We start from the raw sequence: 22479 nt of genomic DNA, 5'->3' as shown, positions 1-22479 counted from the left end.
AATGATAATCGGCACGTGAGTTCTGCCAGAAGGTTATATACGTCAGACTCTTAATTGGGTCATTCCAAGCGGGAAAGCGTTTGTTAATAGTATTTGAACTCATGGTTCGAATCCAGGCGCCCCAGCCATAAATCATGCGTAAAATCAATGACTTATTGATTTTACTTAATGTTTCCCGGCTGGGAATCCTCAAGCTTTTCTCTATTTCGCCGACTGTGCACAAAACTGTGACACAGAGCTATGACACATGCTGATTCGCCTTGGTCGGCTTGTCTCGTGGCTCCAAACGGCGAGCTTCCTATGGCAGTCAGACATCAGGTCCAAAATCTTCAGCGGCGCGCAAATATTTTTTACTGGCGTCCGCGTCTTCCAGCACGGATGAGCGAGCATATCGGCGCGCGTCATCTTGCATTCAGCCTTAAACAATCAGATCATCGGCAGGCTGGTCGTATGGCCCGCAAGCTTAATCTGATGCTGTTTGAAATAGCAGAAAATCCGCGAAGTGCATTGATGTCGAAAGAAGCCCTCGAACGATTGTTTCAGTCCGAAATCGCGCGGATGAATGATCATATGGAGAACCTGCAATTTGCAGGCCAGCGCACCCCGACAGGTTTCCATCAGATCGATAATCTGGCTGCGGATTTGGAAGTAGGCTGGACTTACAGGCTTCTGGAAAAATTTGGCACCCGTCGTGTCTTGTTTGAAGAGGAAAGCTGCCAGGGTTGGCGCTTTCTGGAGCAATCGAAGGTACCGCAGAGCCTCCATCACGGCATCGCGATATCTTATCGTGCTGAACGCCAGGATGCAGAATCTTCGCGCTTTGTCGACGAAATGCGTGCTCTCATGCAAGAGCATGGTCTGTCTTATTCGATTCTTAATTTCGAGAAGGCCAAGGCTGAATATTTCAAAGCGCGTGCAGACGTTCTGCTCGATACCGATGATCGCTATCTCATCGATTATCCTGACGAGCAGGCTGAACCAGACCCTGCCCGGCCAGCACCAATTGTTTCGGTTGTAAACGTGGAACCTGTGCCGGATATCATTCCACAGCCACAGCCACAGCCACAGCCACAGCCACAGCCACAGCCACAGCCACAGCCACAGCCACAGCCACAGCCACAGCCACAGCCACAGCCACAGCCACAGCCAGTTGTGGAAAATCCTGTTCCTGTATCAGCATCTGACATGATGGGGCTTGCTGGGGAGGACCTGCCAGTGAAGCAATTCATGAAGCAGTGCGAGCTTCTGATCGCCAACAACCGTGAAAACTGGAACGAAGGCACGGCAAAGGACGTCAAGACAGTCGTTCGCATTTTCTGCGGTATTCTGGACGAGCATAATGTTCTCACGAGCAGCGGCATTAATCAGACCCACTTGGCGGCGTTGCGCCAGCATTTCAATAACATCCTTGCCAGATGGGGAAGCAGTTCGCGTTACGTGGCAATGACGACCGCGCAATTACGTGAGGCGACGCAACGGGAAATAATCCGCGCGCAAAAGCTCAATCTGCCAGCACCCAAGGTTGGTTTGTCTAGCGGGACCATCAGACGCCACCTCGGCAATCTCGAACAGTTCCTGAACCATCTTGTCGCCTCAGGTTTCATGTTACGGGCGTTCACGTTTAAAGGGATCAAGCCGAAGAAACGCAGCCTTGCATCCGTTCGGGCGCTGACCGCTAAACCCGGCCCTGAGCAGGTTGAACCGATCTTCCAGATTCCGGTGTTCACCGGTTGTGCCGGGCCCATGTCGCAGGAAATGCGGGAGTTCGGGCAGGCCGTATATCATTCGTCCCTTTATTATGTGCCAATGCTTTACGCATATCTGGGCGCAAGACGCGCCGAATTTACGGGCCTGATGGTCGATGATGTGGTTTACGCAAAGGATGAAGGTATCTGGTTCATCAAAATTCGGGAAAATGAGCTCCGAGGACTGAAGAACCTCCAATCGGTCCGCGATCTCCCCGTACCAGATGAGCCTATCCGACTGGGTTTTATCGACTACGCAAAGCGTTTGAAGGAAGTCGGACACAGATGTTTATTTCCGGAATTGGTCGCTCCAAGACGCAAAAACGATACCGGTGATCGTTTCTACAAGAGCTTTGTCCCCTTACTGAAAGCGGAAACGGGGCTTGGTGATCAGCTTTGGGGGAGCGCAATCCATGCGTTGCGGCATGGTTTCAGCAACACGCTGAAACAGAAGGGGATAGAAATGTCGATCATGGAAGACATTACCGGGCATCTGGGCCGAACGGAGGGAGAGACACGTTATACGAATATTGCCAGCTTGCAGGTGATGAAAAAAGCAATCTCCGTGTATCCGGTCATTACGGGCCATCTGCAACCACAGCCTTTACGCTTGCTGCCGTACGTCGAGACAAAAGAACCTGCGCCTTGGTTTAAAAAAGAAAAAGAGAAGCCGAGACGGCGGGTGCGATCTTAAAGGGGACTCACTCATATCCGTTCGGATTCTTTGATTGCCAGTTCCATATATCCTGACACATCTCGCGCAGGTTCTTTTCAGCTGACCAGCCCAAGAAACTGCGTGCGAAACTTGGGTCCGCATAGCATGCAGCTACGTCACCGGGACGGCGAGGGGCTATTTCATATTTGATTTCACGATTTGAGGCATGTTCGAATGCCTTAATGACTTCCAGAACACTATGGCCTTGCCCGGTACCCAGATTGACCGAAAAACATTGTGGTTCATCAAGTTTTTCAAGCGCCTTGAGATGGCCCGCCGCCAGATCGACCACATGAATATAGTCGCGAATCCCGGTACCATCAGGGGTAGGATAATCGTTGCCCCATATGCTGAGCTTTTCGCGATGTCCGGTCGCGACCTGCGCGATGATGGGCATAAGATTGTTGGGAAACCCTTTGGGGTCTTCCCCAATCAGGCCACTTTCATGTGCACCGACGGGGTTGAAATAGCGCAGAATGCCAATCTTCCAGCTATTGTCACTGTTATAAAGGTCGCGCAGGATGTCTTCAATGACCCGCTTAGTACGGCCATAAGGATTGGTCGCATTGAGAGGCTCGTTTTCGACAATCGGCAATTTTTGCGGCTCGCCATATACGGTTGCCGAGGAGCTGAACACCAATGTCTTGATGCCAGTGGCTTCCATAGCCTGCAACAGGCGCAAGGTGCCCACGACATTGCAGTCGTAGTAAAATAACGGCGTCTCGGTCGATTCACCAACCGCCTTGAGGCCCGCAAAGTGAATAACTGCGGTGCATTTGTTCTGCCGTATAACCTGTTCCAGAAAAGTGCGATCACGAATATCGCCCGTCTCACGGCGTGGTGTGCGTCCGGTGATTTTTTCTATGCGATGCAAGGCTTCCGGATGGCTATTGGCAAAATTATCAACGATCACGACGTCATAGCCAGCTTCAATCAGCTGAACGCAAGTATGCGAGCCGATATAGCCAGCTCCGCCTGTCACGAGAATTGTCATTCTTCCGGTATCCACGAATTCAACATTCCACACTAAACCGTATTTGCACTAAGCAAAATCACAGGAAGACTGCAAGTTAATCTGGATCGTGTAATGCAAACGGCGTTTGCCTCGGTGGACCCAGTAAGTTATATGGATTGCAATAATTTGTTGGCACTTCATTTGACGTTGCGGACAGGGCATTGCAAGGTGTCGACAACGCGCTTTGAACTTTCCACAACGCATTTCAAATTGAGATGATTTGCAGTAATTCGATTCAAAACTTGTGACGAGCGTTGCAAAGTTCAGGGCGAGTGTTACTGGATTCGAGATTTCCGTTTCAGTGGCAAACGCCGTTTACGGGCAGGCGAGGATGAAGGGAAATTGCTTTGCGCCGACAGGTTTTGAGCTCATGCTTTGATTATTGGTGGAAAATTGGGAGGGGGGAATGACATCGAACAGGCAGCAGGCAGAACGCTTGCGCAAGCAGCGCGAGCGGCAGAAAGAATATCGGGATCGTTTGAGAGCAGAGCGCAAACCGACACGAGACGACGTTGCTCGGGTGTTCCTGCATTTCATGATTGCCAAAGCGATGAGGTCTGGCAATCAGGGTGGGATGGAGAAGCTGATTGATATGCTGCTTGATGGGCTGGCAGATCAGGGCTTCGATAAGGATGCTTCATTGGATGTCATTGATGATCTGGTTGACAGATACACCAAAAGGGGGTGGGATTTCCGACGCAAAGTGCATTTGATGCCTCACGGAGATGCTGGCGAACCGGAAAAATGAATATGGCTTCCAAAACTGCTGCCACCTGATTTCAACCGGTTCGTTTCATAAACGGCGTTTGTTTTTTGTGTCTGTTCTCCCCCCATTACTTCGTAAAACGCCGTTTGCAGATGAATCGGAAATCTTGCGTTTGAAATGGCGGGCCGGTCGGGGGACGCAATGTGCAGGCAGGTCATTTCGATTTGTCGGCAACGCGTTTCAAATCGAAATAATTTGCAGTCATCCGATTCAAAATTCGAAAACAGCGTTACCCAAGGCAATTTTTCGGATTCATCCGCAAACGCCGTTTGAAGTAAGGCATGGAATGTGCTCGACTGTGGAACTTTTCAAATCCATGCTTTGTTTCAGGTCGGATTTCCTGAGACGGGGGCTTCGCTCAATGAGCCCTATTGCCTGCTGTTAAAATGGTGTCTGAGACCCTGCCTGTGGATAACTTTTGCCTTGTTTTAATCGTGCTATTCTGTCGATGACAGATACAAAAGCCTTACGGCCACTGGCTTTTGAAGCCGTAGGCACAAAATCGAAAAAGCCGGTGATATCCGGGACTTAGATAAAAATGCTGTCTTAGGATCTTTTTTTGTTTTGGATCCTTGCAGCGCGTTTGAGATCCTGCAATAGTCACTTTGTCTGATTGATCAGACGCCTCCATTCCGGTGCTGGAACACCAGAATGGAGACTAACTTAGCCTGCCAACACAGGAGCCAAGCTATGCTGGTTATTAGCGACATTCGTCCCGGATTAAAAGATCTGCGCCTTGAATTCCTCGTCAGCATGGCGGCTCGACAGCGGAAATAGTTTCCGCTCCTAACGCGTTCGGCGCTCCTTAAAGCCCGAACTCCCAATTTTCATTCTGGCGCTCTGGTCGTGTGCGTTCGCGCGCAACGTCACGGTCTTTGTTGCCTTCAAAATCTAACGCTGCTTGCAGGGCAAGCACGGTCGATCTTTCACTCCTATTTGGCTCCGGCGATAGCATCGCTCCGAGGAAGGAGAACTTATGTTTGCAGAAACCGTTATTGGCTATATCGACCTGATTGAGCACAAGATTCCCGTGCGGAGTTTCAAGCAGGAACTCAATGCCGCTCTCCATTTGTCCTGGCTTTTTCACCGGATTGACCAGGCCCATGACCGGCAAAGAAAGAAGCTTGCGGCTCGCGATACACTGTTACGCTGGGCGATCTGGAATGAGGGCGAAAAGATTTTTGGGCATATCGAAGAAGCATCAGCACGGGGAAAAGGTTTCTGGTGATACGACACTGGCACGGTCTATGCCGATTACGCGTGATACGCTTAATCATGTGACCGAGTCTGTTGCGTCAAAATCAGCTCCGGCTAAAACCGACATCGAGATTGCCGCTTCAGCGCTTCCGACAAAACCCTATGCTTTTGATTTGCTGGATTATGATGCGGAACAGAAACAACTCCGCCTATTGAGCATGGTTTACGGCGTCAGTGTGCACAAAGACACCTTGTGTCAGTGGCGCAATGAAGTATCGGCCATGCCATCGGCTTTGACGCGTCTGGCGTCACAATATTATGGCATCGACATCGAACAATATGAATTCGCGCTGATCGATCCGTTGCTCAATGAAAGCCAAACCGAGGAGGGATCTGGGCGCTGGCTGATCTTGATTGTCTGCTCGGCGTACCGGGGATCGCGAAGAAAGCCCTTACTGTACAGGAGGCGCTTAGGGAAGAGCTTATCATCTGGATTGGCGACACATTTGCAAAAATGGAAGCAGAGCAAGCACGGCTGATTGATAAAGAGATTGCGAGAATTGCAATTGAAGCCATCGGCAGTAGGTCAGCACCGCAAGCTCAAATCCTTAAACCCGGTAACGCATCGCGTTGACGAGATGCCGCTGGGGCGGTTCTGGTTAAAACGGAGTCGCTGGAGCCGCGCTGTCTCCTTGCTGTACGCATGTCTCGATCCCAAAGCCGGTTGCCGCTTTTCGGGATATGCTTAGGAATTCCTCTTTCTATCCATGAGGTCACTACATGACCACTTCACCACCCGGCGCAAGCCGGCTTGGGCGGCATCTGCTTGCCCGCCTGAAACATGCTTTGTATCGCGACGTGCGACAGGTTTTCTGCGAACTCGATCTATTGTCTCACACCGAAGTCGACGTTGATGGATTTTTCATGATGCGCTTCGATATGCCGGACCCGGCGTCCGACCCCGGTGACGAATATAGACCGGCCATGCTTCTGACCGGTCATCCGGTTCATGACCTGCGTGTCTTGAACGCTTATCTCGGTGCCAGCTTCAATCTGGATGCTTGCAGCGTGCAAAATCAGTTTGCCCTCTCGCTGCCATTTCCAATGTTCCTGAGCGATATCCCCCACGCTCCCGTCGAGCGAACATATCTTTTGAAACTCCTGCGCTGCTTTCGTGTCGAGCCGGATATTGGCGATATCGCAGTGTGTCATCTGCTGGCACGGGCCCTGGAGGAGGGGAGTTTCGGGCAAAACCACTTGATGGAGCTTTCACGCAGACGGTCCGGGCTTGTCATTATACGCACCGATATCGAAGGCTTTGAAGATATCCTGCTCCGGATGTTGAATGAACAGCGGCTTTATCGCGGGCACGTTGTGGTGCGACCCCTCGAGCACTGGGGAACGACAACGATCCGGCAGTTAAAGCGGACAAGAGGCCGCCTCCGTCCGGCAGATGTCATTATCAACACTATCGACGCTGATGGATTTGAGAAACTGGTGCTGATCGACGAAGACAGCATTGGAGATGCACTGTCACGCGGCGAATGGCTTCTCGGTATCGTTGATATGCAATACGAGATTCCGGCCGGGCTGAAAGTGGCGGCAGATATTGTCCTCGATACCGGCATACTTGACGGCGCTCTTCTCAACCGGCTGCTCAATGCGGTGACGGCACACGATGCCGACACTGTTTTTCCCGAAGAGTTCACGCTCGGTTCATTACGAGAGTTGAGACATTCGTTCCGAGAGGCAGACACACGCCAGGAAACCTTCGCCTATCTGTTGGCCCAATGGGAACTGGAGGGGAGAAAGCAGGCACATCCGGTGCAGGAGCAGAAGCAAAAGCAGAAAGAGGCAGATAAAAAGAGAGATAAGGCCGATGACAAAAAATCGTTCTCGACTGATGAACGCGGTCGGCATGGCAGAAAGATTGTTTCCGACAGCCGATTGATTGAACCTGAACCGTTCGACGCTGGCTTCAGTGACGTCGGTTCCGCAGAGAGCGTCATGCGTCGAACACCAACTCTATGCGTAGAAAACCTGTCAGGCTATGGCGAGGTGGTGGATTGGGCGCTGGCGCTCAAGGAAGACCTTGCATTGTGGACGTCAGGATCACTCGTCTGGTCTGACATGAGCACACGGCTGCTTCTGTCTGGCCCGCCCGGTACCGGCAAGACCACTTTTGCACGGGCACTTTGTAACAGCCTGTGCATTCCTGTCCTCGCGACCTCTATCGCAACATGGCTACGAATGGGCCATCTTGGTGATGTGCTGCTGCGCATGAAAAGTGCTTTTGAAGAAGCGGCGTCTCATGCCCCGGTCATTCTGTTTATTGATGAGATCGACAGCATCGGGCAACGTCAGGATCCATCCCGCGATTATGCGGATTACTGGAACGCTGTCGTCAATCAACTGCTGGAATTGATGGATGGCGCAGTTAGACAGGAAGGCATCGTCATTGTGGGTGCGACCAACCGGCCTGACGATATTGATGAAGCATTGTTACGGTCCGGACGGCTGGAAACCCATGTCCGGATACCAAAACCCGACACGGATGCACTGGTCGGCATTCTCGCACATCATCTTGGTGCTGATCTTGAAGCGGTGCTGGAAACACGACAAGCGGAGCAACAGCGATGACAGGTTGTAAATCAGATGAAGGTATCAGGCGTTTGCGCGACCTGCGTTCTCTGGCGTTAAAGGCACAGGGTATGACCGGCGCCGATATCGAGCGGATCGTGCGTCAGGCCCGCCAGCAAGCACGCCGCAAGAAGCGTCAGCTTTCCTGGAAGGATATTGAAAAGGGCATTGTTGGCAATCGCCGGGCGATCCTGCCGGAAGAACGCTGGCGCATGGCGGTGCATGAGGCAGGCCATGCTCTCATCCGTCATGTGCTACAAGTCGGCCATCCGCTGACGCTCAGCATTGAAGAACAGGTGGGGTTCGGCTTTGCAATGGAACGTCGCAAGCTTATTCCGCTGGAAAAGGATTGCGAAGACAACCTTGCCGTGATGCTGGCGGGACGAGCGGCGGAAGAGCTTGTTCTTGGTGATGTCTCTGTCGGCTCCGGGATGCGACCGGGAAGCGATCTCGCCAATGCAACCGGTCTGGCGCTGGCAATGGAAACGACATACGGCTTTGCCAGAAAACGCCCATTGCTGTTTTGCGACGGCGTGGCACGAGGGGAACTGGTCCATGCAAACCATCCTGTAACCAACCGTGTCGATGAGCGGATGCAAAAAGCCTATGACACCGCCTGTCACGGACTTGTCCGTTACGCAAAAGCGCACAGGATGCTTGCCGAGGCGTTGATCGAACATGGCGTTCTGGAGGGTGAAACCGTCACTGCCATTCTCAACGATGCCGTCCGGCGACAGGATCAGCAAGGCAGTCATGCTTCGGTGAGCATAGCGGATAGCTGGTCTCAGGAGACGAGATCACCCGGTCCGGCCTGAGCGGTTGCCCCGGACTGACGTCAGATCCAACGAACAAATCAAACCTAAGCATAACGCGCTCGCCAACACGGACGCGAACGATCCCCCATATCCGATGAAAGGAATATCTCATGGCAATTACCGCAAACGATGGTGCATTCAACCGGGAAAGACTTGCAGCAGAAATCAAGGCCCTCAAAGCGCTTGTTCATGATCTCGAACGCCTGTTCAATGGTGAGCATCCAGATCCTAAGGAACTGGCGGATGCGCCATTGATCAGCAACTGGGATTTTGATCTTCGGGACACCGTATGCCTTGTCGGCACATTCCTGGGTCATCCGCGTCTGGGGCGTATCGTGCCCAATGGCATTACCTCCGAACTTTGGTACATAAACCCGGACGAAGGATATGCGCGTACATTCAGCCGCTTCTACAGGCTCGGTAAACCGGCCCGGTTTCGAGGCGACAGACGTTAACTTGCTCACGTCAGCCAGTGCTTTGCAATGAACGCGAACTTCATATCAGGTCCTTAGTATGGTAGGTGACAGAGGCGGCCCGAGAAATTTGAACGTTTGAATAAATAGAATTTCTGCGTGATTCCGACTGAGATGACTTGAACAGGAGATATGATGACAAGACGACCGCGACGGAAATATAACTCTGGAGTTGCTTTGCAAAAGTAGAGCATCCGTTTTAATCAAGCGGCTTCAGCGGACTACATGCGTCCCTGTTTAAGCAGTGCACTGGCCATCATGATGAGTTTGCCCATTTTGGCTGTGATCGATACTTTTGCGGGTTTGCTGATTGTTTGAAGTGCATTGTAGTTTCTTTTAAGCAGTGCCGAAGCGTAATATGATTAGAGCGGAAGCCCACTTAACAACACGCTCAAAATTGTTCTGACAAACCGAAAAGTCACTTCTCCGGGCCAGGAAGATAGCTAGCTGCTTTCGTTTTCTCTTCGGTCGACATGCCCCTGAGATTTTAATGCCATACTTGGTTTCGTGCGACGTAGCAGAAGTTCAGATTGATTGACTGGCTGAACGGTTATGCTAAGACGACTACAATTCCGCATATTGCTTAAATTTAGGACGCTTTGAGGCTTCTCATGTTAAGAAAAATCAGAAGAAACCTTTTCAGAATAAAAGATGTAAAATCGTTATATAAAGATTGGCGCTGTATATCTCTCATTCGGAAGAGTGAATTCTATGATGCAGCTTGGTATGTTGAAAACTATCCCGATGTTAAAAGCGCGAACCTTGATCCCGCAATCCATTATTATATGAATGGAGCATTGGAAGGACGAGACCCGTCTCCGATCTTCAGCACCATGACATATTTGCACTTGAACCCAGATGTTAAGTCGTCTGATATCAATCCGCTTGTACATTATCTCCTTTATGGCGCGGCAGAAAATCGCAAGATCAAGGCGCAAGTCGCGACGACATCTCCAGCGGCCATTGAAACACATTTCTTTGATGCTGCCTGGTATCGAGAAAAGTATGCTGCCTCGCTGGAAAGTGGGGAAGAACCATTAGAGCATTATAATTCGAAGGGCTGGAAGCTTGGCTTCGATCCGTCAGAACGATTTTCAACGCTCGGTTATTTGGATTTTTATCGTGACATTAAGTCTGCCAAGATCAATCCGTTGGCACATTACCTTAAAGCGGGGCGGGCTGAAGGACGTATGCCAAAGCCACCAAAGCGTATCCATAATTCTACATTAACGCGTCTTACGCCTGACGAAGGTGGCACTCCAGATATCCTGCTAGACTATGATGCCCCGATCAAACCAGTAGCCGGTATTGAACGCGAACGCATCGCTGTTCATCTTCACTTGTATCACACAGATATGTGTGACGAATTCACCCGTTATCTGTCAAACATTCGCCAGCCATTTACGCTTCTGGTATCGGTGGTTCACGCCGATGCTGAGAACGTGCGCAAGGTATTCTCAGATGCACTTCCTAATGCAAAGCAGGTAATTGTTAGGGTTATCGAAAATCGTGGGAGGGATGTTGCTCCGTGGGTAGTATGGTTCCGTGATGAGATTCTGTGCAGCACGATTTTTTTGCATGTCCATACAAAAAAATCGCTACACAATAGATCTCACCACGGATGGTGTCGCTATCTGAACCATGTCACTTTAGGCTCCCCATCCACTGTAAATCAGATTCTGCAGTCGTTTGTTTCTGATTCAAAGATAGGCATCATCGCGCCTTGCTATCATTGGTCATTGGCTAACCAGCCAAATTACGGCAAAAACAAACCAGTTTGTGAAGAATTCTTCAGCCGACTTTCGGAAGATGACTTGCCGGGTGTATGCCACGACTATCCCGCCGGTTCATTCTTCTGGGCGCGAACAGTGGCATTAAAGCCTCTTTTCGACCTCGATATCAATATTGCCGAGTTTCCTGAAGAGAAAGGACAAGTAGACGGAACGCTTGCTCATGCTATTGAGCGGGTTCTTGGCTTGCTTCCTTCTTTGTCGGGAATGACCTACAAAAAGGCGACCGTAAATGTTGCTTATGATCTTATTCGTTACTTCGGAAGCAACAGAACAGGTGCTCCAGAGCCCGTATGGAAGAGCAGATATCCGACTACTAAGAAAACGTATGGGACAAAATCCGATAAGATCGCTGTTTATAGTTGCCTTTCAGGAGGTTATGAACAGGCTATCCCGCTCATTGATGATGATGATGATAGTATCGATAAGTTTCTTATCGTTGACGACTATAATGCCATAGTGCCAAATGGTTACACAAAAATCATATCGAATTACGTAAATCCAGAACCCGTGAGGACAGCGCGCTTTGCTAAGACGCATCCTCATATCTGGTTTGGTGACTATGACTACGTCTTCTGGATTGATTCAAATATTCATTTCTTAGGGGATCTTCGGCACTACGTCGAAATACTGAAGTCATCCAAGGCCGATTGCGGGTTTATTATTCATCCGGTGCGCGACAATTTTGTAGAGGAGTCTGCTGTTCTATCAGCCAACAGAGTGATTGATTACGAGATGGCAACTCGACAGGTAACTCGCTATCTCTCCAAGCCCGGCCTCTTAAATGAGCCTCTGTTCGAAACAAACTTTATGGTTTCTCGGCCAGCGTCCAAGACCGTACAGAAATTCATGGGTACGTGGTGGTCAGAGATAAATAAATTCACACATCGTGACCAGTTAAGCGTTAATTATGCAAGTATATCCGCCAAATTAAATTGGATTTCTCTTCTTGAGGCTCGTCGATCTGCGCGAGACCATCAAGACTTTATCCTTTTCTCCCATGATAACACCCATCGCGAAAATATCATTTCCACGATCAAAAATTCTCTTTAATGGGATAATATACAATGTCAGATAGATTCACTCACGATGTGGTCGTTTGCGTCCATAACGGACTAGAGGATGTCAAACAATGCTTGAATAGCCTGGTTTTGCACTGGGATCGGGATGGGTTGGACAGATTGATCGTTGTTGATGATTGTTCGGGTGACGAGACGAGATATTACCTTGATACATTTTCGTCTCAGCACGATTTCGTTGACGTCCTTCATCTTCAAAGTCAACATTATTATACCAAAGCAGCCAATGTTGGGCTTAAGGCAAGCAATGCTTGCCTTCGGACACTGCTCAATAGTGATACTATTGTTACCAAAAGCTGGTGGTGGAAAGTCCAAAAGACTTTCAGCATGAGCCCTGCAATCGGAATTGTTGGTCCACTGTCAAATGCGGCAAGTACGCAATCGGTTCCTTTCGTTAAAAGCTCTAAGAATCAGACGGCTATCAATGACTTGCCGCTTGGTGTATCGATTGATATTTTTGGAGAGTATATTGAGGAAGTTGGATCTAGTGTTGTTATGCCGTTTGTTCCCTTGGTCCATGGTTTCTGCCTGACAATTCGCGATGTTGTTTTGGAGGCAATTGGTTTTTTTGACGAAGAAACTTTTCCTCGTGGCTATGGAGAGGAAAACGACTTTTGTTTTCGCGCTGACGACGCGGGGTTTGTTCTGGCTATAGCTGTTGACACTTTTGTTTTCCATACCAAGTCGAAAAGCTACAGCTCGTCGGATCGTGTAAAATTTATGCACGACGGTATGTTGAACTTCAGCAAAAAGCATGGAGCGGATAGGATCAAGAAAGCGGTTGCTTTCATGGAGCAGAACATCCACTTGCAATGTATGCGAGATGCTGTTCTGACCAAGTGGTCGAAGTATTACGGTGCCTAGCTGTTAGGCTGTGAGCGCAATGAATAGCCCACGTCTTTCGTGATTGACGAATGGGTTTCCGGCTGTCGGTCAAAATTTTGCTTTGCCCGCTTCGGCATAAAATAGGTTCGGATATTGGCGAGTGCTTCAGCGACGTCAGCGGCATCCTGGCGGGTGGCTTTGAGTTTTGTCTCGCCGAGTTTGCGAATTGGCGCAATGATATCGCCAGTGACGGCATGAGCGCGAAGAACCGGCTGCCAAAGTCTCGGCGCGTATCGTGTTGCCAGCAAAAAGCAGAGGTCCCAATCGAACGGATCAAAGGTTTGCTCATCGATCCTGGTGAACCTGGGTCGGTGGTCTTTCGGGGTTTCGGAAAGGCTCACCTGTGTTTCGGCGTGGAATATTGACCCCACTAGCGGGTGAATACTTATTCAATTTTGACCCCTGCTAGATTTCATCCGAGTATCTGACTTTTAGTCAGCGGATGGAGTAGGGAGTTGAAAAGAGTGGATACGATTGCTCGTGTCCGGCGCGCCTTCCATGTTCAAGGCTGGTCGGGAAAGAAGATCACCAGAGAGCTTCATGTTTCTCGTAATACGGTTCGCAAAATACTGCGATCTGATGCGACGGAGTTTTCTTACAAACGGGAACATCAACCTTTTCCTAAGATGGAGCCTTGGAAGGGGGACGTTGAACGTTTTCTTATTTCCAACGAAGGTAAGGCATCTCGTGAGCGATTGACGCTTATCCGCATTTATGAAGAAGTTCGGTCGCTGGGCTATGAAGGGAGCTATGACACGGTCCGCCGCTATGCCAAGTCATGGTCTAAGAAACGCGGATTAGTGACAAGTGACGCTTACGTTCCGCTCTATTACGCGCCGGGCGAAGCTTACCAGTTTGATTGGAGCCATGAGATTATTCGTCTCAATGGCGTGACGACGACCATCAAGGTTGCGCACGTTCGATTGTGTCATAGCCGGATGATGTTTACGCGGGCTTACATGCGCGAAAGCCAGGAAATGGTATTCGATGCACATGACAAGGCTTTTGTGTTTTTCCGTGGCGCTTGTACGCGCGGCATATACGATAATATGAAAGCGGCTGTTGATGCCATTTTTGTCGGGAAAGAGCGGCAGTATAATCGTCGGTTCCAGCAAATGTGCTCTCATTACCTTGTTCAGCCTGTTGCCTGTACTCCGGCATCAGGTTGGGAGAAGGGACAAGTCGAGAACCAGGTGGGCTTGGTTCGAGAGCGCTTTTTTACACCGCGTTTACGGGTCAAAAGTTTGGAGGAGCTTAATGTCTGGCTCCTCGATAAATGTATCGCTTATGCAAAAGCACATCGTCATCCTGAACAAACGCAGCGCATGATCTGGCAGGTATTTGAGGAAGAACGCAAAAGTCTGGTACCCTATATTGGCCCATTCGATGGCTTTCACTGTGTTCCAGCGTCCATATCAAAAACCTGCACCGTCCGTTTTGACAACAATAAATACTCGGTTGTTTCAACGGCAGTTGGTCGCCCTGTAGAGGTTCATGCCTATGCAGATCGGATTATCATCCGGCAGGATGGTGTGAAGGTCGCAGAGCATACGCGTAGCTTTAATCGAGGAGAAACGGTCTATAACCCATGGCATTATGTGCCTGTTCTTGCTCGAAAACCTGGCGCTCTACGCAATGGCGCACCTTTCCGCGATTGGGTTTTGCCAGCTGCAATGGAGAAAATCCGCAAACGTTTGCAGAGCGCTCACGATGGTGATCGGCAGATGGTCACCATCCTCGCATGCGTGCCGTCCGACGGATTGGCAAATGTCGATGCTGCATGTCAGGAAGCGCTTGATCATAACGTTTGTTCCGCGGCGGTTATCATCAATATTCTCGCACGTGGTCGAGATCCCGCTCCTGCTCCAACACTCCAAATCCCAGATGCACTTCGATTGATGCATGAACCAATCGCCGACTGTTCACGCTATGACAGCCTTAGGAGGGCAAGCTGATGGAGCGCACGCAGGTACTTGAACTGATGGGAACGCTGAAGCTCTATGGTATGCGCAGCGCTTATGACGAGGTGATGGGGAATGGCATAAAACGGCAGCACGAACCGCCCCGTATTGTGGGTGAATTGTTGCAGTCGGAAATTGCAGAGAAACAAGCACGTTCCATTCGATACCAGCTCAGCATTGCCAAACTACCTCTTGCTAAAGACATTGAGGACTTCGACTTTACCGGCACCCCAATCAACGAAGGTTTGGTTCGCGAGTTGGCCACAGGCATTTTTGTAAGCGATCAAAGAAATGTTGTTCTTGTTGGTGGCACGGGAACAGGAAAAAGCCATCTGGCCATTGCCATTGCGCGCTCGCTCATTCGCAATGGCACACGTGGCCGTTTCTTCAATGTTGTTGATCTCGTCAATCGCCTTGAAACAGAAACACGCAACGGGAAACAAGGCAGAACCGCGGAATATCTCAACCGTCTCGACTTTGTTATTCTCGACGAGCTGGGTTACTTGCCATTCGCTCAGGCAGGCGGGCAGTTGCTGTTCCACCTTATAAGCAAGCTCTACGAGCGAACCTCGATCATCGTTACGACCAATCTGGCGTTCGGCGAGTGGCCCACTGTCTTTGGTGATGCCAAAATGACAACCGCACTTCTGGATCGCCTGACGCACCATTGCGAAATCGTAGAGACAGGCAACGATTCATGGCGCTTTAAAAACCGCTCTCAAAGCTAAAGCCGAAAGAGCTAATCACCCGCACTTGGCCTACCCTCTGCAACCCCGGCCAGCGTCGGGCAGGCCAAGTGCTAATCCGTAATCAGGGGGTCAATATTGGATAAGTAAAGGGGGTGAATATTCCGTTCCGATTGACAGGCTCACCGAGATACCGTTATATTCCGCAACGATCGTCTGCACGGCCCGATGTTCGGTTGTTTCCATCGGCAGGTTCAGGGCGTGCGGGCCGGTCAGTTCCGGGATCCATTTGCGTGGGTCGATGAACTTTGGGCCAATGATCAGAGCCGTAAGATAACCATCGAGACCGCTCATTGACCAGATTGGCGACGCCGGACGGCGCCCCTTGATAAAGGCTTCGAACGCCTCGTCATCAAGCTTCGGTCGAGCCGTCGTCCCCTAGCTGTTGTGCGTCATGCCGCCGGTCGCTCCTGCTACGCCATCGCCTCATGCTCAGCCTTCCAGGTCCACGGCAGGAGGCTTTCCATTTCGCTGGCTTTCACTTTGCCGGAGAGGATGCGCTCCAGCACATCGGCAAGCCAGACCTCCGGGTCCACGCTGTTAAGTTTTGCCGTGTTGACGAGCGATGCGAGGACAGCGAAAGTCTTTCCACCCCGCTCGTTGCCCACGAACAATGAATTCTTCCTCGTCAGGGCCACGGATTTCATTGAACGTTCGACCATATTGGAGTCGACCTCGATCCGGCCATCATCAAGGCAGGCTGTCCCCCGGTTGAAGGCTGCTGAAGCTGAGATTGCCCGGCTGGAGGCAGTGGAGAAGAGAGCCAACGAACGGATTACCAATCTGACATACTGAAATTAAACGAATTACCATGCTCCGATTAGTCGAACGCATTGCTTGACACACCATTACTGAAGGAATCACGCCCCTCTGATGCCCCATGAATAAGAAAGTGCAAAACCGGATCGTACTTGACCTCGGCCACATCTGGGTTATTCTTGAGATACTTCTCCGGATCGACTAGGCCTCTCTTTGTCACTTCCCTGAGCACCGCTTTGGATGGCTTCACCATTTGGATTACCTTACAGAGAATCTCCGCGTTCGCAACGAGACGCATATTCTTTCTACGTTCCGCTTCCGTTTTGCTCTTCTCAGCATCCAGCAAAGATTTGCTGAGCTTAGCCTCGTGAAGAGACGCTGAAAGTCGTGCGCTCAGAGCGCCGAGTTCACTTATGAATCTCTGACGTTCCGCTTCCGCCTTGACGGCTCTGACTTTTGCTCGTTCGGCAACCTTCTCGCTTTTTAGCAACAATCTAGTTAACGTCGATATTTCGTTGAAACGCGCCGATAGCTGGGTAGCTAAAACAGTGATATCGCGCTCGAAATTGCCGCGCTCGGCATCAATGGATTCCAAGTGATCAGTCTGACCCGTGGCTTCTGTAACACTTGCGTCCATAGCAGTTTCTACGATTAGAGCTTCCTTCCCAGATAGAAGTTCGCACTGGGGTAATACCTGCTCTGCTAACAAACAGTTCAACTCTGTCATATCAATTCCTCCTTTTTAACAATCCTTGGCGATTATGTGATTGCTAAAATCAGATACCAGCCTACGATCTAGTGGACGATGTATTCCCACTATTATCAACTATATCTTGAATACGACTAATCGATAATTCATCGAGTGCGCGGATAACTGCCTGTTTTTTAGAGTTTTGAACACTGACAGAATCGGCTCTACGACGCTTGAAGATCACCGTATCGATGGCTACTTTGTGCATCCAACCGGCAGCCATTGTCTGTACGTTCCACTGCCAATCCTGATAGCCGAACCCGTGGTCGATGTCTCGGCTCTGATAAGGAATAGACCGGGCCGCCTCAACCGGATAGAGACTCATCATGTCATAATAGTTAGCATTGTAGAAATAATAAGGGTTGAACAACTCGTCCATCTGATCGGGTTTAACAAAGATAGCGTTCGCTCCCTCAAATATCCAGTTCAGTTCTGGATGAATGATTACCTTCTCATTCCTCGCCTCATGATACTGTAATAGGGCAATCGCTTCTTCGAACCAGTTCTCACTGACTAGATCATCAGCGTCAATGAATGCAATCCAACGACCTGTGGCTTTGTCAACCATCGCGTTTCGCGTCAAGAAAGGATCCTTAAACGTGAAACGATGAAGATTCCATTTTGACAGCGCGTCTTGGGTGAAGAATTCCTCGCATTCGGGTGTGGCGTTATCGAGGCCGATCAGCCGTTCGACTGATAGGCCATTGGCTACGACGCGCGCGATGGCTGCCTCAACACTTACAATCATTGGACCAGCGACGATACTTTCGTTATGCGCAGTTATTGCTATGGTAAGGTCAGCCATCCACGGACTCCATCGCGTTACGGATCGATACGGTATAGGCCTCAACCGTACGTTCCTTCCTAATCTGAGCGCGCAAGACAGCAGCCTTCTCCCGAGCCGCAATGGGATCGGCGAAAATCGCTTGCAATGCTTTTATGTAATCGTCAACGTCCTCGATCCGCTCAACCGGCCACGAAACATTTTCGCGCAACACCTCCGAGGTCCCGCCCGCAAGCGATCCCACCAGGGGAAGTCCCGCTGCTGCAACATCCAACAAGATGTTGGGTACACCATCCCACTCGGACGTATACAACCATGCATCGCATTGATCGAGTGGCAAATCCGAAAAGACCTGATAGAGGCCTTCGTGCCGGACGTTTTCTGGCACCGTCAGGGCCAAGATGGATCGGTCGAGCACAGATTTGCCCCACATGCGGAAGGTCACATCGGGCATCCGACGTGCGATCTTATAAACAATGTCGACGCGCTTCTGCCTATCGAACCGCCCCGCCCAAAACACTTCGTGCCGTCGACCCAAGATAACAGGAGGGACAGGTATTCTTGTTATTTCATCTGAAAGGGGAGTCGCCAACTTCACAATCTTGGTGCGGCTGCGTGGGGGTAGATGGAAGCGTTCCGACAATTGGTCTCGCAGAAAGTCACTGTCTGTGAAAAATTTCTTGTGAACAGCAAAGGTAGGCTGGAAGTTTCGGACCGGATATCCGGCTACATTGCCAAAAATATCCATCTCTGAACAGAAAAGGTAAGAGTAGATTCTCGCGCAACAACTGAGTGGCACCCCGTAGGCGCTAAGCACCTGCCAAAACGTTGCACTGTTCACATTAAATATGTCAGTCGGTTGGAGCGAGCGTAGGAAAGAAACAAGCAGTCGGTGGCGATTGTCACCCTTCAACGCTTGAGCATGTTCGGCAAAATCGACATGGCGCGCACCGGTAGGAAACCATTCGGGAAAATCCATCTCACTGGTTTCTGTGCGGATAATAACAATATCCCGGGGATCGTAAATCCGGGCAAGGGCATCGGCCAAATAACCGGCGACTCGAGCGGCACCACTGAGATGGCACCACGGTATGAGCACTACAACTTTGGCAGGTCGAAATTCGGCTTCGATATGCATCCGCCTCATAGCAGTCATAAAACGAAGAATCGCTTCGGAACGAAGTGGGGAAACGCCTGCTGACAAGGAAGCCAGCCAGCCTTGGGAGATCAATGGCTCGATCTGTTCGGCTTTGGCTATCATCTCGCCGAGCTTGCCCCGTTCCATTCTGCTGCGCAGCGAGATCAGCTTCTCTTGGCGCGCTCGCTCTAGGGCTTCAGATTCCAGACCGAAGGCGGAGCAGTACTGCTCAAAAGCCTCAGATCCCACCGAGTACTCGCTGGTCGGCAGATGTTGTTTGCGCCCTTCTTCAAGGTAATGGAGGTGAACATCCCTATCCTCCTTGCCAACCTGAGGATTGTTGGCTTTATATAGAGATGGGGAGAAATCTGGCCAAAGCTGACGTCCCTCCCGTCGTCCATGAGATAGATAGTGCAGGATTGGATTCACGTTAGCTCGGATTAGGTCAGGATATTTCTGCACGAAGAAAGGAAGGTCAATCAATCCCTCGATTTCTTCATAAGCTGGACCATTACGCTCCTCAGCGATACGCGCGCGTACAGAATTGACCAGCCGTTGAAGGTGTGGCCGATAGGGATATTGCTCGTCAGGCGTAAAAAACGACAACCTGTGTTTCTGCATTAAAAGCGGATCTGCTGACATCAGACCACTGTTCTTAAGAAAATGTAGAAGCGGATTGAAACCTTCCGCGACTGCTTTAGGATGCGCTTTAATATAAGCCTGCGAATCGAAATTTGCGCTTGGAGAGCGCCCCAGAGCTCCTCCGATCCACATAAAATGTTCAAGCGGAGAAAGGCTAATATTGTCTACATCCGGGTATTTCGCCCTATACCATTCAGCGTCAAATAACCCAGATGCTTCAACGAGCTCTAGATCAAATTTATTACCCCACATCCGCGTGCCCTTAAATATATTATTTACTTTTAGCGTGAAGCATATGCAGTGTCAGTAGTCAAGGCGCTTCTGAAATATCCCCCTAATTCACCAAGCAGGCTCTCTCACTCACATGGGAACCGTAGGTCAACTAGTCTTATTTTCTCATCGCAAAAATCCTTACACTTGTTTTACTATCTAACGCCTGAGCCAAATTGAATGACACGGGTAGCTTCCGCTGCCGGTTTAAACTCATTTACGGCCGTCATACTTTATGGTTGCACCATGTATCCCGCTTTCGTGAGGTAAAGTCTCAGGAGAACGAGACCATTCTCAAATGCGGTATTTGAAGCGAGCCCTAACCATGCAGCAAAATCACGACCTCGGCGGAAGTTTGCCATTTCTAGAGCGAAAGCTTCGATAGCAAATGCTGTAATCGGTCCGATGCTGGGCATCGTTTGCAGCCGGCGGGCTTTGTTTGTTTCTTCTGACAGACGTTTCGCCGTCTTCGTGTGGATGTCGATACGTGACGATATATCGGAGATCTGCGTCAGCAGATATTGGCATTCCTTGCGAGACAAGGCAGACAGATCGCTGTTCGGTTCATCAAGAATGGTCTCGCCCCGCTTGAGATGGCTGCTCCCCTGCGAAATACTGTGCCCAAATCTCAAATGGCATCAGACTAAGTGACATATTTCTTGCGCCAGTTATAAAAAGTGGTGTCCGAAATACCTACCTTGCAACAGAGCTCGCCAATCGGCGTTCCAGCCTCGGCTTGCTTCAAAACAGATGCACTCTGCGCTTCCGAAAACTTCGATGCTTTCACGGAAATCTCCTTCTCCCAGATAAGGGATTATAAGTGGAAAACCCCAATTCTGAATGACCTAATTTAACGGGAGCATGTCAAGGCTTTGAGATGACCGGCTGGCGGCGGAGGCATCTCGGGATCCGGTCGGTAGTTGGGCAATTCGATGTTACCGCGCCACGCCACAGCCATGACTTGTGACGTGTTCAGAATGTTTACCGACCAGCCGTTCGCTTCGGCATAAGTCACCGCCTCGTATACGTCGGGGCAGATCAAATCGTGAAAGAATATAAGCGCGTTTTCCGCCATGAACGGCAAGATAGCACGGGTGTCCTTAAGCGGTGCGCCGAGGTCGTGAAAGCCATCGATAAAAGCAACAGACCAAGGCTCTGGCTGGCGCTCACGGGCAAAACCCACCAATCCCGGAGAATAGCCCGGATAGAGTGCCGCTCGTGCTAATCCCTCGTCTCCGGTTGCTGCGACGATACTGGCACGTACATCAGCAAGATGTTGCTCCTCGCCCAGAGCAGGATCAATAACATCAAGGCACAGACCTGCGGCTAGCAAGTGTACGGTTGACCAAGCGAGGTGACAACCGATCTCTAAACCTCGATGCCCCGAGAACTGGCGCGAGAAATTGTAAAGGATGCAGGCTTCCTCATAAGAGAGCACACCGATGTTGGTCCTTTGTGAACGAACGTCCGTGCGCCAAGTATGGGGAGAGTTGCGTCGTAGCCATGGCCACTTAACCTGTGAGGGATCACTAGCCTGTAGCGAAGGAAACACATTCAGGAGTTGTGGATCAGTAAAGCCTTCGGGAACGAAATCATGGCGCTTTTGATCTGTATTTAACGGCTTAACGGCGATTCGACCAGCATAGTCAACAGGGATGAGGAATGGACGCGAGCCGGGGGCTATCTGCCCCAGATAGTCATCCACTGCCTTTTTTGACCCGCCCCAGTGCCCATAATCGTCGATAAGGAGAATACCGTTTCGGCACAGCTTCGGATAGAGAATCTTCATCTCGATAGCCGTGCTCTCGTAAAAATCAGTATCGAGGCGCAAGAGGGCAATAACTCCCGTCTTGATGTTCTCTAGTGTGTTTTCAACGGGTCCTTTAATGAATTGGACCTTCACCCCATCGCCAGCCACTCGAAGGACATTTGCCTTAACCTCATCTAAGTCAGCATAGGCCCAGACTGGTGCGTCCTCTCGCCTATCAGCGGTCTCCTCCATTAGCGCGCGTGCGTCGTTACCCATATAGTCGATGTCATATTGGCTCGGCTCGGTCATTCCGGTAAACGTATCGAACAGCATAACCGTGCCGTTCCAGCCGAAATGGCGGGCGGCGAGGAGCATCAACATCGCCGATCCCCCTTTCCAAGTGCCGCATTCAATCATGCACCCGGGGACCTGCTCACGAGTAATATGCTCGATTGCCTGCCACAATGCATAGCCTCGTGCTGAACTGGTCATAGTGTAGGGGGCGCATTGCTCCCAAGCTTTGACAAAGTCGAGATCGTTCAGTACCCACTCGGTCAT

17 protein-coding genes and 4 pseudogenes are annotated in these 22479 nt (G+C 50.4%); 11 read left to right on the top strand and 10 right to left on the bottom strand.

Features of this window, described 5'->3' with window-relative positions; all coding sequences use genetic code 11:
* Nucleotides 1–240 precede the first annotated feature (240 nt).
* Entirely contained in the window at nucleotides 241–2439 is a 2199-nt protein-coding gene (locus RI570_RS17000) for a DUF6538 domain-containing protein (protein ID WP_313829813.1), read from the top strand.
* A 7-nt stretch (nucleotides 2440–2446) separates the two neighbouring features.
* On the opposite strand, the gene galE is transcribed toward RI570_RS17000, so the two are convergent.
* A complete protein-coding gene (galE, locus tag RI570_RS16995; protein WP_313829811.1) occupies nucleotides 2447–3454 on the bottom strand; it encodes a UDP-glucose 4-epimerase GalE in 1008 nt (335 codons plus the stop codon).
* A 427-nt stretch (nucleotides 3455–3881) separates the two neighbouring features.
* Between galE and RI570_RS16990 the strand changes: the two genes are divergently transcribed.
* The 8 genes from RI570_RS16990 (at nucleotide 3882) to RI570_RS16955 (ending at nucleotide 13099) form a co-directional block, all read left to right on the top strand.
* Complete coding sequence (locus RI570_RS16990; protein WP_313829810.1) at nucleotides 3882–4223, top strand: hypothetical protein; 342 nt, start codon at nucleotides 3882–3884, stop codon at nucleotides 4221–4223.
* Between the two features lie 994 nt (nucleotides 4224–5217).
* Nucleotides 5218–5469, top strand: a complete 252-nt coding sequence (locus RI570_RS16985) for a hypothetical protein (protein ID WP_313829809.1) — start codon at nucleotides 5218–5220, stop codon at nucleotides 5467–5469.
* Between the two features lie 19 nt (nucleotides 5470–5488).
* Complete coding sequence (locus RI570_RS16980; RefSeq protein ID WP_313829807.1) at nucleotides 5489–5977, top strand: hypothetical protein; 489 nt, start codon at nucleotides 5489–5491, stop codon at nucleotides 5975–5977.
* 241 nt (nucleotides 5978–6218) lie between these two features.
* The gene (locus tag RI570_RS16975; RefSeq protein WP_313829805.1) at nucleotides 6219–8078 is read left to right on the top strand and encodes an ATP-binding protein; all 1860 of its coding nucleotides are present in this window, start codon (nucleotides 6219–6221) and stop codon (nucleotides 8076–8078) included.
* The gene (locus tag RI570_RS16970) at nucleotides 8075–8893 is read left to right on the top strand and encodes an ATP-dependent Zn protease (protein ID WP_313829803.1); all 819 of its coding nucleotides are present in this window, start codon (nucleotides 8075–8077) and stop codon (nucleotides 8891–8893) included. The genes RI570_RS16975 and RI570_RS16970 overlap by 4 nt, the downstream gene beginning before the upstream one ends.
* Before the next feature lie 110 nt (nucleotides 8894–9003).
* The gene (locus RI570_RS16965) at nucleotides 9004–9348 is read left to right on the top strand and encodes a DUF6634 family protein (protein ID WP_313829801.1); all 345 of its coding nucleotides are present in this window, start codon (nucleotides 9004–9006) and stop codon (nucleotides 9346–9348) included.
* A 629-nt stretch (nucleotides 9349–9977) separates the two neighbouring features.
* Nucleotides 9978–12209 (top strand): rhamnan synthesis F family protein, encoded by a 2232-nt coding sequence (locus RI570_RS16960; protein ID WP_313829799.1) that lies wholly within the window; start codon nucleotides 9978–9980, stop codon nucleotides 12207–12209.
* 14 nt (nucleotides 12210–12223) lie between these two features.
* Nucleotides 12224–13099: a glycosyltransferase gene (locus tag RI570_RS16955; RefSeq protein ID WP_313829798.1), complete on the top strand. Its 876-nt coding sequence runs from the start codon at nucleotides 12224–12226 to the stop codon at nucleotides 13097–13099.
* Nucleotides 13100–13170: 71 nt separating this feature from the next.
* On the opposite strand, the pseudogene RI570_RS16950 reads toward RI570_RS16955, so the two are convergent.
* Nucleotides 13171–13458 (bottom strand): annotated as a pseudogene (locus RI570_RS16950) (YecA family protein); the annotation flags it as partial.
* A gap of 117 nt (nucleotides 13459–13575) precedes the next feature.
* On the opposite strand from RI570_RS16950, the gene istA reads away from it, so the two are divergent.
* Nucleotides 13576–15075 carry an IS21 family transposase gene (gene istA / locus RI570_RS16945; protein ID WP_313829797.1) on the top strand — a complete coding sequence of 500 codons (1500 nt, stop codon included), beginning with the start codon at nucleotides 13576–13578 and terminating at the stop codon, nucleotides 15073–15075.
* On the top strand, nucleotides 15075–15809 hold the full coding sequence (istB, locus tag RI570_RS16940) for an IS21-like element helper ATPase IstB (RefSeq protein WP_313829795.1): 735 nt from the start codon (nucleotides 15075–15077) through the stop codon (nucleotides 15807–15809). Before istA ends, istB begins: the two co-directional genes overlap by 1 nt.
* Nucleotides 15810–15899: 90 nt before the next feature.
* Here istB and RI570_RS16935 read toward each other — a convergent pair.
* From RI570_RS16935 to RI570_RS16900, 8 genes and pseudogenes are all read right to left on the bottom strand, one after another.
* Nucleotides 15900–16223: pseudogene (locus tag RI570_RS16935) on the bottom strand (UPF0149 family protein).
* 17 nt (nucleotides 16224–16240) lie between these two features.
* Nucleotides 16241–16528 (bottom strand): annotated as a pseudogene (locus tag RI570_RS16930) (transposase domain-containing protein); the annotation flags it as partial.
* Nucleotides 16529–16647: 119 nt separating this feature from the next.
* Entirely contained in the window at nucleotides 16648–17313 is a 666-nt protein-coding gene (locus RI570_RS16925; RefSeq protein WP_313829794.1) for a hypothetical protein, read from the bottom strand.
* 61 nt (nucleotides 17314–17374) lie between these two features.
* Entirely contained in the window at nucleotides 17375–18142 is a 768-nt protein-coding gene (locus tag RI570_RS16920) for a glycosyltransferase family A protein (protein WP_313829792.1), read from the bottom strand.
* Nucleotides 18135–20153, bottom strand: coding sequence for a glycosyltransferase family 4 protein (locus tag RI570_RS16915; protein WP_313829791.1), 2019 nt, complete (start codon nucleotides 20151–20153; stop codon nucleotides 18135–18137). Before RI570_RS16915 ends, RI570_RS16920 begins: the two co-directional genes overlap by 8 nt.
* A 251-nt stretch (nucleotides 20154–20404) precedes the next feature.
* Nucleotides 20405–20803 (bottom strand): transposase, encoded by a 399-nt coding sequence (locus RI570_RS21705; protein ID WP_409558688.1) that lies wholly within the window; start codon nucleotides 20801–20803, stop codon nucleotides 20405–20407.
* Between the two features lie 20 nt (nucleotides 20804–20823).
* Nucleotides 20824–20958, bottom strand: a pseudogene (locus RI570_RS16905) (transposase); the annotation flags it as partial.
* A 63-nt stretch (nucleotides 20959–21021) separates the two neighbouring features.
* A complete protein-coding gene (locus RI570_RS16900; protein ID WP_313829790.1) occupies nucleotides 21022–22479 on the bottom strand; it encodes a class I SAM-dependent methyltransferase in 1458 nt (485 codons plus the stop codon).

The organism is Brucella pseudogrignonensis (assembly GCF_032190615.1).
Lineage (GTDB): Bacteria > Pseudomonadota > Alphaproteobacteria > Rhizobiales > Rhizobiaceae > Brucella > Brucella pseudogrignonensis_B.
This window is presented reverse-complemented; position numbering and strand designations above follow the sequence as displayed.